Below are 13360 nucleotides of genomic sequence, written 5' to 3'. Positions count from 1 at the left end.
ATAATATATGAATTCTTGTTTCAATGTTTAGTATAGTTTAGGAGAGTTTATGAATAAAAATATCTGCAGAATAATTGTGTCTTTTATTTTCTTAATATTTACATCTTTCTTGTTATACTCTCAGGAATATGATACTAATTATTATAAAAATATTTTTGATCAAATGTTTACAAATGAAGATGAATTAAAAGAAATGGCAAAAGACCCTAAAGAATATATGGAAAACTTATTTAAAGAGGCAGCAGAAAAAGTATTAAAAGAGAAAATAGAATTTTATAAAAAATATAATGTTATAGAAATAGATAGTTTAGAATATGAATATCAAAATGCGGCAGAAGGTTATGGGGATTTAGAAGCTGTTAAGAAGTTTATACAGAAATATGATATAAACGGAGTATATGACGGATATACTTTGCTTTATACTTATTCAAGATATAATGGCAAACCTGATATAATAGAGTTCTTACTTGAAAATAATGCTGATGTTTATCAAAAATCTATTAATGGTAAAACAGCCCTTTACAGTGCTGTAGATGATTATGCTTATGATGTTGTTGAAATTATCTTGAAACATTATAAAAACGATGATGATATAAATGATGAGTTTTTGTTAGCTGTTAATAAAGAAAATGAGTTTATCTTAAAAAGTCTATTAAAAAAGAAATTTTTATTCTTTGGAAATAAATTCAAAATGGATTTAGACAAAGGGCTTGAAATAGCACTTGATAAAGGCAACGAAGATATAGCAGCTATATTAGTTTTAAACGGAGCTAAAACTGATAATTTTTTATATTATTTTAAATTGGTATTTGGTAAATATTTAATTCTTATAGCTATTTTTATAGCTGTTATCATTATTTTTATTAAAGCATATAAAAGAAGATATATTCCTACTATTTATGAAGAGAGTTCAATGTTTATAACTTTTAAAGATAAAGTAAATAATATGTATATTTACTCTTATGTTTATTATAGCTATGGCGGACTAATATCTACAAAGCAGGGTTTTTTTGGAAATATATTTATAAATAATGATAAGCTAAAAGGATATTATAATATACTCAGTAATTTTATGGATAATTATATTTCTATTTATTGTTTTAATGATAATAAACAAAATGACAAAGAATATTTTAGCTGGTATGATCTTATTATAGAAAGAAATGAAAAAGCCATTATAAAATTTGATTGTTCTCTTTATGATTTTATAAATAGTGATAAAACAGAAATTAACTATATTATGAAAGTATCTGATTCTAAAATTATAAATGGAGTTTTTGAAGTGAATAGAAATCCTGATATTAAGGTAGAATATTTTAAATTAATATTTAAAAAGATAGCAAAATCTAATCATTTGATAAATATTCTTCGCTATTTATTTGATCTCTATCATTTCAATATAAAAAACAATGATAAAATTAATTCATATATAAACGGAGATAATAAACCATATTCTCAGAAACAAAATGAATTGAAGATAAATGTCGAAGAGATTTTAAAGAAACATGATAAGGTTTTATTTAATGATATAAAAATTAAATATTATGACAAACTTAAAGATTTTTATAATGCTGATAATATAGTGTATTTTGATGATAAAACAATATGTGTATACAAAAGATTTTCTAAAATAGACTCTGATAATGATCTTATAATAAATAATATATCACTCATAATTGATTTAGATAATGAAAAATTAATAAGTCCTTATTTTAAAAATTTTGTTAATAATGCTGATGATATACTAAAAAAATATAATTCTAATTTTTATAAGAATATAGATAATGTACTTTTCCTTATAACAGAAGCCGGTATTATATTGATGAAAGATAAGGAACATAAAAAAATATTTATCCCTTTAGATGATATAAAATATAATATTAATAAAGATCATTATTTGTCTTATTTATTTGATTAATTTTTATATATACCTAAACAATTATATTTTGTCAAAATAGTTTTTTTAATTTAAAATATTTTCAGGGCTTTGCCCCGAACCCCAGTTCTTTTACGACCGAAGGAAGTACTGTAAATATTACCAAAGGCGAAGGGCTATATTTTATCTTAAATTAATAATTTATATTACATGTAAAAACAAAATTAGTATGATTTAGTACGAATTTTATATTTGCACTTTCGCGAAGCGTGCCGACGAAGTCCGCCTCGCTCTGCGTGCCTTTGGCAGGCGTGCGGCGGGAAAAAGAACAACAAAAAATTGACAAAGTTAAAAATTTGCAGTATATATTATTTTTAGTATGATTTAATACTATATTTTTCAATTGAAACAAATAAAAAATAATAAAAAAACGAGTAAATTTTAAAAATTACGTATGTATTGACATAATTCTAATTTTTTATATAATACCATACTATAGGAGGTTATATGATATGAAAGGTAGAATTTTAAAATTTTCATTCTTTTTATTAATTTCAACTTTTTTATTTGTTAATATTGCATGTTCTAAAAAAACAGAAAAAAACACAAATATCCCTGAAGACCTATATGGTCAATATTTTATGTCGCCTGATGAAACATATATGAAATCGCTTCTTATAATTGTGGATTATGATGGTATAGAAATTAACTATCCTAATGATGAATCTACAATAGAAGTTGTAAAAAAGTGCGTAGATATTGTAATGGAAAGCGACAGAGCTATAAAAGGAGATATAGGAAATAATAAATTATCAAAAGTAGCAGATAATCATTATAAAACTGTATCTAAAAATGATGCTCACTTAGAATTTAAATTTACTAATGAAGCACTTGAACTATCTGTTTTTGATGGAACACAGCAAGTTAACTCAATTAGTCTTCGTAAATTAGGAAAATAATATTTTAAGTGAATAAAATTATAATTATATACGATAAGTGTTGCGTATAAAAAATCGTATTTTTAAATTTTTATTCACTTATTATTTTTTTATAATGTATTTATACGCGTATCACAAAAAATAATAAAATGTGAGTATAACAAAAATAAGTGAGCCGAAGCCTTTGACTTAATTTATTAAGTCAAACCTTTAGGCGAACCGAGTAGGCACACTTTGTGTGGGCGAACATAGCAACAATAGGAGTTTATTATGATAGATAATATATTTGATTTTCTATTAAATCAAAATGAAAATACAAAGTTTATTCTAGGTATAGTTTTTATTGTTATTTTTTATATTATTTTTATGTATATAAAGAAGCGTTCCAAGAAATGGTATTCTCAAAATAAAATAATAGTAGATGGAAAAGATTTCTTTATGCTTAAAGATAAAGTAAATAATATATATATTAATTGCTACAGATATAAAGATAATGCTTATGCCAAATGGTTTAACGATCACCACTCTAAAATGGAGGATATACTAACATTAAGCAACAATTGGGCAGAAGATGAAATTAGAATAAAAAGACAATTTGACGGTTTTGCAAATGAATATTTTGACCGTTTTCCAAGTCAAATATTTATAAATAACGGCGATGAATTAATTATTCGTGAAACTAGTAAATTATACATAGATGAAATGGTGGTTTACCATGATTATGACAAAAAATATTTTAAGGATTTATATTACAGACAATACAAAATAGAAACCCCTTTTCAATATTATGAATTTAATCCAAATGATAAACCTAAATTTGAAGGTTGGTATTCAAAAGAAAATGTAAGAGACAAACTTACAACTATAAAATTCAGAAAAGAATTAGATTATGAAAGAACATCTAAAATTGAATATACAATGGATATTGAAAATAAAAGAATAGAAGGAGTTTTTGAAGTTATTAGAAAGCCTGAAATAGAAGTAAAACAATTTTATATTCCAATTGAACAGATGAGTTTTCCTGATCAGCTGTCTTACAAATATGATGGTTTGGGAGTTGATGAAACAAAGAAAATGCTTACTAATTATTTATTTAATTTCAATTATCCTTTTATTAAAGGAAAAGAAAAAATAAATATGGCTATCAGCGGAGCTTATAATTTTGATGAAAGATTCAAACAAGAAAAAGGAAAAGAACTTGAAGAGAAATTGAACCATAAAAATGCTCTTTTTGATATATTCTGTCCTTTAGATTATATTGGTCTTATATATTATAGGAAATTTAAAGACTTTAGATGCCTTGATATATCATACTATGATGATGAAGTAATATGCGTATACAAAAGAACTGTAGAAGCAGATGCAGAAAGTAAAGAAGCTATGGTAAAGAATAATTCTCTTATATTTGAATTGGATAGTGAAAAAAGTATAAGTTCTTATTTAAGAGATTTAGTTGTTGATAGTAAAGAATTATTATCTAATTATGAACTTACTGATAATTTTTATAATAATATGAATAAATTAATATTTCTTTTGACAGATACAGGAATTATAGTAATGCCGGAATATCCTGATCTAGATATTAATGACTCTGCAGATGAATATGAAGAAATTGCAGAAAGAGTATTTATTCCTACAGAGCATTTAAAAAATTATCTAAATAAAAGTCATTATTTATTTAATTTTTTTAGTAGGAGATAATTAATTTTTATATACTGAAACAATTATTTTTGTAAATTTCTATATTTTTATAGATATATTATCAACTTTTTTGACACACACGCTCTGCGGACTTCGTCAAAGTTGCTGCCGGCACGCTTCGCGAAAACGCAAGTACTTTAACTCTATATGTATAGAATATATCTTAAATGTAGTATAACACATTGTCGCAGTCACACATAGCAGTAAGTATACTCACTAGCTTATACATGGCGAACCAAGTAGGCACACTTCGTGTGGGCGAACATAGCAATAATAAATTATAATTTTTAAATATTAGAAAGCTAAATATAAAAATTTTAAGCATCTAGCAAATTCCAAAAGACGGCTAGATACTATTAGCCAATAATTTTTATTAACAACAATAGGAGCTATTTATGATATCATTTGGTATATTTGAACCATTAAGAATTTTTATTATTAGTGACTATTTCTGGCCTGTTATTTTGGGAGTACCTGCAATTTTGCTAGCTGTAATTTTTATGCTTGAGAAGAGAGCAAAAAAATGGTATGCTAAAAATAAAATATTGGTATATGAAAAAAGTTTTTTCATGCTGAAAGATAGAGTAAATAATATATATATTAATTGCTATAAATATAAAGATAATGATTATGATGAATGGTACAGAAAACATCGCGGTAAAATAAAGTATTTAATTAAAGTAAAATTTGATAATTTCGCACGTGAATATTTTGCTTCTTTTACAGGGCAAATGTTTATAAACAGCGAAAATAAATTAATGATTCGTGAAACTAATGAATTAAATAATAATCAAATTAATGTTTACCGTGATTATGATATGAATTATTTTGAAAGACTAAAAGAAAAGCAATTTAAATCATATCTTCCTTATGAAACGTCATGGAAAGAATCAATTAAATTTAATAAATGGAGTTCGAAAAAAGAAATTAGAGAAATTTTATTAAAGATAAAATTCAAAAAAGAATTCGATTATGAAAGAACATCAGAAATTGAATATACTATGGATATTAAAGGCGGAAAAGTGGAAGGAGTTTTTGAAGTTATTAGAAAACCTGAAATTGAAATAAGAGAGTTTTATATTCCAATAGAACAGAGTACTTTTACTAATGATAAATTTTCAGCTTATCTTGGTATGGATGAAGTAAGAAAAATGCTTACTAATTATTTATTTAATTTCAATTATCCTTTTATTAGAGGAAAAGAAAGAATAAATTCAGATATCAGCGGAGCTCACAATTTTGATGAAAATTTTAAAGAAGAAAAAGGAAGAGAACTTGAAGAAGAATTAAAAAATAAAGAACTTATTATAGAAAAATTCCATCATTATGACCAAAACAAAGCCTATTATGCTGATAAAATTGGTATTATATATTATAAGAAACTTAAAGACTTTAGATGCTTTGATATATCATACTATGATAATGAATTAATATGTATATATAAAAGAACTGTAAAAGCAGATGAAAGAAGAGATGAAGCTACAGTAAAGAATCATTCTTTTATATTTGAATTAAACGGAGAAAAAAGTATAAGTTCTTATTTAAGAGATTTAGTTCCTGATAGTAAAGAATTATTATCTAAATATGTAGTTCCTGATTATTTTTATGACAATATATATAGTTTAATATTTCTTTTAACAGATACAGGAATTATAGTAATGCCTGAATATACAAACCTAATTCTTATCGATGAGGACTATGACTTGGAAAATACACATGAAAAAATTGCAAGTAGAATATTTATTTCTTCTAATGATTTAAAAAATTATTTAAATAGAAGTCATTTTTTATTTAGTTTTTTTGATAGGCAATAATTGCTTTTATAAGTAATTTTTATATAATGCAGAGCTTATAGTGTAAAATATAAAATGCGAATATATACTTAAAATTTTAATTTTGTTAATTTTTTATTCAACTTTTTCCCGCAGCAAAAAGTTGCAAAAAATGCGAGTATAAAACTAGCATTAAATAATACTAATTTTATTTTAGATGTAATATAAACTATTAGTTTAAGTTAAAATATTGCACTTAGTGTGGGCAAACATAACAATAATAAAAGCGAGCAGAGCCACCTCTATACTTCGCAGAATGCGGACAAAGTCAGTATAGAGGTACTTTCAGGCGATGCGAGTATAACAATTAATAAGTGAGCCGAAGCCAGCTAGTGAGTTTACTCACTAGCTTATTATAGTCGAACCAAGTAGGCACACTTCGTGTTGGCGAACATAATAATTAATAAGTGAGCCGAAGCTAGCTAGTGAGTTTATTCACTAGCTTATTATAGTCGAACCAAGTAGGCACACTTCGTGTTGGCGAACATAATAATTAATAAGTGAGCCGAAGCCAGCTAGTGAGTTTACTCACTAGCTTATTATAGGCGAACCAAGTAGGCACACTTCGTGTGGGCGAACATAATAATTAAGGAGAATATTAATAACAGTGAAAAATTTAATAAGTAAATCATTTATAGATAAAGATATAATAATTTTGTTAGCAGTAGTAATTTTAGTAGCTGCTGTCATAATAATTCTTAATATACCTAAAAATAAGGCTAAGAAAAACCCTGTAAGATTCTATAGAAATAATTTTTTCATGCTTAAAGATAAAGTAAATAATATATATATTTATGTCTATGAACACAAGAAAAATGATAATCATAATGATTTATACTTGCCTAAAGATAATGTGTTTCCATATCTAGGAAAAGTATATATAAATAATGATAATGGCTTTATTATAAATGATGTTTATTTTTCATCTGAAAGAATAGGAGTTGACAATTATTATGATAAAGATAATACAATTTTAATTAATAAACACTCATCAGAGGGTAGTAGATCTTATGGATATGATCCTGAAACTTTTGCTGAAATAACATTCAAAACAAAATTAGATGATACATCAAAATCACAAATTGAGTATGTTATAGAGTTTAAGCCTTATGACAGTATTGTTGATTATGTTGGCGATAATATCAAAAAAACTTTAAGAGAGCCTGTAAAAATAGAAGGAACTTTTGAAATCATAAGAGAAGATGAAGCAGAAATAATAAGACTGCATAATACAGACATATTGGGTTTGTATAATGATAAAAGTATTTTATTCAGTTCTGAGAGAATATTCTCTCTAAATGTATTTAATTTTGATTATCTCTTTATAAATGGAAAAGAAAAAATAAATTCATCTATTAATGGAGTTAGAGAGTTTTCAGATGAGTTTTTGAAAGATAAAATAAATGAAAATAAAGATATAGTTGCATCTTATGTAAAAGAATCTGAAAAAAGACATTGGAAATCATTAATGAATGAGAATATATTAAATTATATTGATAATTATGCTGATTATTATAATGAACTTAAAGAGTTTAAAAGTTTTAATATATTATACTATGATGATAAAACAATATCTTTATATAAAAGAGTTTCAAAGCTGGAAGATTTGCAGCTTGCTGAAATAGATAATATGTTTATGACATTTGAGTTGGGCAGTCAAAAATTAATAAGCCCTTATCTTAAAGATTTAGTAAATGATGCTGAAAAATTACTAAAAGAATACAATGCTCCTAGTGATTTTTATTCTAATATAGATAATTTAATTTTTGGTGTAACTGATTCATTTATTATAATAATGAAAGAAAAAGGATACGGAAAAATATTTATTGATAATAATAATATGAAAGAGTATATAAATAAGGAGCATTATTTAGCTTATTTGTTTGATTAATTTATATGGTATAAATTAGAATTAAAAAATTTGACTTTGTTTTAATTATTATTTATACTATTAATGAGTAATTGTTAAGGAAGAATTATGACAGTAAAAGAAGAATTGATAAATATTATAGACAATATGCCAGAAGAAAATCTAACAAAAATTATTGATATGATAAAAGAACAGCAATATCTTGATGAAGCCATTAATATGGAAGCTAATGGGAAAGTTATAGTTAAGACTTTAGAAGAACTTGAAGAGTTTGAAAAATGAAAATAGTTTTTAATGAAAGAGCTTGGCAGGAATATATGTTCTGGGTATCTAATGATAAATTGATTGTAAAGAAGATTAATGAACTTATTAAAGATATTATTAGAGATCCATATTCTGGTATAGGTAAGCCTGAAAAATTAAAATATGATAAAAAAGATCTATATTCCAGACGAATTAATTTAGAGCATAGATTAGTTTATCATATAGAAAATGATAATTTAATCATTACTTCTTGCAAATACCATTACAATAAAGAATAAATTATATTAATTAATTTTATTTTCAGAAATTATTTTTATCACTTATTTTCAATAAAGTTTATAGATATCACAGGAACTTATAACTTTTGTAGACTGATACATTATAATAGCAAATGAGGTTTAATGAATGAAAAGTATATTATATAACGAATATTTTGTTTTGATTATTTCTATTATTATTTTAGTTATTATTTTTAAAATCTTAATGAAAAATAAATACCGTCCTTATTTTGAAATAAAAAATATAACTTTTACCGTACTTAAAGATAAGATTAATAATATATACATTTACTGCAATAAATTTGAAAATATAGATGATGGTATTCATTATTTGTATAGAGGAAAAATTTTTATAAATAATGAGGATTTATTTGGTATTTATGAAATTAGAGGAAACAGCAGTAAAATAGAAGTTTTTGATTATTATACTGAAGAAGAATTTATAAGATCTAAAATAAAAAATATTGCAGAGATAAATTTAAATAATTCTAGTATTTCAAAAGCTGAATATGTTATGGAGATTAATTCTAAAAGAATAGAAGGAGTTTTTGAATTAATAAATGAACCTAAAATAAATATAAAAAAATTTAATATATACAAATTTGGATATTTAAAAAAATATGGAGAATTAAGCATAATTCTTAGTTATTTATTCAATTTTTATTATGCATTTATAGACAATAAAGAAAAAATAAATTTTGATATTAATGGCGAATCTAGTTTTTCAAAAGATTTTCAGTATAAAAAAGAAAATGAACTTTCAGATGAAATTAATTCATTTTTGAAAAAATTTCCTGTTTATGAATTAAGGAAATATTTTATTAAAATTAAAGATTTATATGCTTTTAATATATTATACTTTGATGAAAAAACTATTTGTATGTATAAAAGACTTATAAAAATAGAAGATAGTAAAGAAATTATAATAAATAATGTTTTTCTAATTTATGATTTGAATAATCAAAAATTAGTTACTCCATATTTAAAAGACTTAGTAAATGATGCTGAAAAATTATTAAAAGAATGCAATGCTCCTAGTGATTTTTATTCTAATATAGATAATTTAATTTTTGGTATAACAGATTCTTTTATTATAATAATGAAAGAAAAAGAATATGGAAAAATATTTGTTGATTTTAATAATATAAAAGAGTATATAAATAAGGATCATTATTTGGTTTATTTATTTAATTGATTTTTAGTTTATAATAAATCAATTATGAGTAATAAATTAAAAACTATAATAAATATATTTGCTGTTATTATCATTGTTGCATCTGTCAATATTATTATTTCTTCTTTTTCAATGATGATGTTTTATAATAAAAGTAATTTATTTTACATCATTGATATAATTGCTTTACTTTTTATAATAAACTCTGTAGTACTGCTTTATAAAAAGAATTATAAAGCATTTATTATAGGCTTTGTTTTGATATTATCATTTAGTTTTGTATTTGCTGCTTGCAATTATGTTATATATGCATGGAAATCAGAAAAAGCTAAAATTGCAAAAAAAGATAAGGAAGTACATAATTCTTTGGATAGAGCATTAGCCAAAGAACGTTTTTTTAAAGCTGCTGAAAAAGGCGATATTGAAAGAATAAAAGAATTAATGGATTATGTTGATATTAATGCTAAAGATGCTTATGGAATTAATGCTTTGATGCATGCTTTGATTTTTAATAATTTGGAATCTGTAGAATTTTTATTAGAAAATGGTGCTGATGTAAATTCAATGGATTATGAATATCAAACGCCTTTAATGTATGCAGTACAAAAGAATAATGCAGAAATTGTAAATCTTTTAATTTCTAAGGGGGCAGATCTTAATGCTAAAGATATGAGAGATAGAACGGCTTTAGATATAGCAAAATTAAAAGGTTATGCTGATATTGCTGCAATTTTAAATAATGCTAGAAAAAAGAATATAAAGAAATAAAATTATTTGTATAATATGTTTTATAAATAATATTTTACATGGCTGTGTTAAATTTAATAATTTGTAAATAAATAGTAAAATAATTGTTAAAAATACTTGCTTAATTTCCTTCTATAGTATATTATCATTTCCTAAATAATTATCAATTTTTAGAGGTTTGTGAAAAATGAAAGTGTTAGGTAATTATATATATACTATAATAAAAGGATTTATTATAGGAGCTTCAATGCTTGTGCCGGGATTCAGCGGCGGAACTATGGCTATGATACTTGGCATATATGATAAATTAATTGCTTCTTTAAGCGGAATATTAACATTTTCAAAAAATGAAAATTATTTTCTAAAAAATAAACTTAACTTTTTATTTTTAATATTTTTCTGTGTTGGTTCTGTTTTAGGTATGGTAATAATATCAAAGCCTTTATCTAATTTGATAGAAAAATATTATACAGTTTCTTCTTTCTTTTTTATGGGTGCTGCACTTGGAGGATTTAATACAGTTTATAATAAAACGAAATCTTATAAATTTGATTTTTTAAGCATTGTATATATTCTTTTAGGTGCTGCCATAGTATATTTAATATCCATAATACCGGAAGGTTTTTTCAGCAACTCAGGAAATAGAAGTGAAATGTTTATGTATTTTATACTAATAGTTGCTGGTTTAATAGTTGCTATTGCTATGATACTTCCGGGTATAAGTGTTTCTTATATGTTTTTGCTTTTAGGTATTTATAGGGAAACAATTGATGCAGTACATAATTTATATTTTCCATATTTGATTCCTTTAGCTATAGGTTCTATTTTGGGAGTGGTGCTTACTACAAAATTGCTTGAATATTGGATGGAGCATTATGTTAAATCTTCTTATCTTATAATATCAGGTTTTGTATTGGGTTCTATTATACAAGTTTTCCCAGGACTTCCAAAAGGCATAGAATGGGTATTATGCCCTATAATGTTTTTAGCAGCTTATTTACTTATAAGACTTTTACAGAAATTCGATCCTGATAATAGATAATTTTTATAATATTATTCATATATTAACTTTATATTATAAACATTAAAATAGTATGGGTATCTGCTGAAAATTTCTATATCAAATTTTTTTTGATCGTTATCTTCTTTATAATGCTTAATTTTTTTACTAGCATTAAAATTAAAATATATTTTTAAAAAAGAGTTTATATTTTTTTCGTTTATATTATAAAATATATTCTCTGGTATTTTTATAATAAAAGAATTATTTTCTTTTATAGATTTATAATTATTGTATCCGTCTGTAATTTCTATATTAAATAGAGTAGGGTATATATTTATTTTGTATGTGTTTAGTATGCGTCCTAACTTAATTATATTTATTTCTAATACTTTATACTTTTGATTTTCTTCTATTTTTAATTCTATATTTGCATCTCTGTCGAATGTTTGAATGAATAAATTATTAGTATCGAAATTATCATCTTCTAAAAATAAATTATAATTGTATTCATCTTTATGAAAACCAATTATATTTGATTTTTCTCTGTATAAATCATAGCCTTTGTATTTCAAATCATTTAATTTATAAATATCATCATTCATTATAGAAAATGCATTTATATAAAAAATGAATATTATAAAATATTTAAACATTATTTATTGATCAACAGTGAATATAACAGCTCTGTTTGCATCAGCAGCATTTTTCCAAAACTCTATACTTCTGTAAAAATAATCCCAAGTATATTCAAAATCTTCATCGTCTAATGGATACTCATAACCTTTTTCATCAATTTTTAAATATTTTTCTTTGAACTTTTCTTTTGTTATAGTTTCTATTTTTGAGGCAATATCTTTAACTACATCAGCTTTTTTTAATGTGATAATATAATCTTCCTCATCATCTCCATTTCCGTATAAAACATCGCCTCCCATTATGATAGAGCCGAAAGGATAATTATCATCACCGAATACTAAAAGCCCATCGTTGGAAAGACATCTATGCATAGCGTCCCAAGATTTATCAAGTTCATAAATATATTTAGTATGCTTTTCAAAATAAATTCCTTCCAAATCTTCAGAAATAAAATCAGGTCTTTCAAACCTTGAAGTTTTTAATAATTTATTTAAATCCTTATCGCTCAAAGCAAAGAATACGCCAAGACAACCCATACGACACCTCCATAGTAATTAATTTAATTGTATTAGAAAAATAAAATTGTCAGAATATATAAATATTGTATTTTTATTAAAAAATATTTATTTATGTATAGTAGATACTCATAATTTTTTATTTTTATTATAATTTATTTATTTCTTCTATACTTAAACCTGTTATTCTGCTTATATCTTCATTACTCATATTCATATTTTTTAAATTTAATGCTATGTCTTTTGCTTTATTTATTTCGCCTTGTTCTATACCTTCTTTTATACCTTCTTCTTTTCCTAATCTTCTTTCTTCTTCAAGCATTATTTGATTACCATATAAATATGCTTGTCTTTTATCATATTCATTCATCATTATTCTATCTTTTATAAAGTTATTATATTTTCTTTGTACTTCTTCCATTATAGGTTTTTCTTTTACTAAATCAGACATAATTTCCTCCTTATTATCTTTATCTTTCATTGTGAAAAATTTGAGCCAGCAATTTAAATCAGGTTTTAGTAAATG

12 protein-coding genes and 1 pseudogene are annotated in these 13360 nt (G+C 23.8%); 10 read left to right on the top strand and 3 right to left on the bottom strand.

What is annotated here, in order from left to right:
* The first annotated feature begins 49 nt into the window (after positions 1-49).
* The 10 genes from R4K56_RS04500 to R4K56_RS04455 all read left to right on the top strand — a co-directional run bounded on the left by R4K56_RS04500 (position 50) and on the right by R4K56_RS04455 (position 11722).
* Complete coding sequence (locus R4K56_RS04500) at positions 50-1918, top strand: ankyrin repeat domain-containing protein (protein WP_335772114.1); 1869 nt, start codon at positions 50-52, stop codon at positions 1916-1918.
* 470 nt (positions 1919-2388) lie between these two features.
* A complete protein-coding gene (locus R4K56_RS04495) occupies positions 2389-2835 on the top strand; it encodes a hypothetical protein (RefSeq protein WP_335772115.1) in 447 nt (148 codons plus the stop codon).
* 252 nt (positions 2836-3087) lie between these two features.
* The gene (locus R4K56_RS04490) at positions 3088-4515 is read left to right on the top strand and encodes a hypothetical protein (protein ID WP_335772117.1); all 1428 of its coding nucleotides are present in this window, start codon (positions 3088-3090) and stop codon (positions 4513-4515) included.
* Between the two features lie 395 nt (positions 4516-4910).
* Complete coding sequence (locus R4K56_RS04485; protein ID WP_335772116.1) at positions 4911-6329, top strand: hypothetical protein; 1419 nt, start codon at positions 4911-4913, stop codon at positions 6327-6329.
* Between the two features lie 625 nt (positions 6330-6954).
* Positions 6955-8238: a hypothetical protein gene (locus R4K56_RS04480; protein ID WP_335786886.1), complete on the top strand. Its 1284-nt coding sequence runs from the start codon at positions 6955-6957 to the stop codon at positions 8236-8238.
* Between the two features lie 87 nt (positions 8239-8325).
* The gene (locus tag R4K56_RS04475; RefSeq protein ID WP_297299705.1) at positions 8326-8499 is read left to right on the top strand and encodes a hypothetical protein; all 174 of its coding nucleotides are present in this window, start codon (positions 8326-8328) and stop codon (positions 8497-8499) included.
* The gene (locus R4K56_RS04470; RefSeq protein WP_297299703.1) at positions 8496-8759 is read left to right on the top strand and encodes a Txe/YoeB family addiction module toxin; all 264 of its coding nucleotides are present in this window, start codon (positions 8496-8498) and stop codon (positions 8757-8759) included. Before R4K56_RS04475 ends, R4K56_RS04470 begins: the two co-directional genes overlap by 4 nt.
* A 127-nt stretch (positions 8760-8886) precedes the next feature.
* A complete protein-coding gene (locus R4K56_RS04465; RefSeq protein ID WP_335773110.1) occupies positions 8887-9954 on the top strand; it encodes a hypothetical protein in 1068 nt (355 codons plus the stop codon).
* A 24-nt stretch (positions 9955-9978) separates the two neighbouring features.
* Positions 9979-10701, top strand: coding sequence for an ankyrin repeat domain-containing protein (locus R4K56_RS04460; RefSeq protein WP_335773111.1), 723 nt, complete (start codon positions 9979-9981; stop codon positions 10699-10701).
* 166 nt (positions 10702-10867) lie between these two features.
* Complete coding sequence (locus R4K56_RS04455; protein WP_335756734.1) at positions 10868-11722, top strand: DUF368 domain-containing protein; 855 nt, start codon at positions 10868-10870, stop codon at positions 11720-11722.
* An 11-nt stretch (positions 11723-11733) separates the two neighbouring features.
* On the opposite strand, the gene R4K56_RS04450 is transcribed toward R4K56_RS04455, so the two are convergent.
* The 3 genes and pseudogenes from R4K56_RS04450 to R4K56_RS04440 all read right to left on the bottom strand — a co-directional run.
* A complete protein-coding gene (locus R4K56_RS04450; protein ID WP_335773112.1) occupies positions 11734-12285 on the bottom strand; it encodes a hypothetical protein in 552 nt (183 codons plus the stop codon).
* Positions 12286-12339: 54 nt separating this feature from the next.
* Positions 12340-12855, bottom strand: a complete 516-nt coding sequence (locus R4K56_RS04445) for a YfbM family protein (protein WP_335773113.1) — start codon at positions 12853-12855, stop codon at positions 12340-12342.
* A 127-nt stretch (positions 12856-12982) separates the two neighbouring features.
* Positions 12983-13360, bottom strand: a pseudogene (locus R4K56_RS04440) (Rpn family recombination-promoting nuclease/putative transposase); the annotation flags it as partial.

This window comes from Brachyspira pulli (assembly GCF_036997785.1).
Classification (GTDB): domain Bacteria; phylum Spirochaetota; class Brachyspiria; order Brachyspirales; family Brachyspiraceae; genus Brachyspira; species Brachyspira pulli.
Note: the sequence above shows the minus strand (reverse complement) of the source record. Positions and strands in the feature narration are given on the sequence as shown.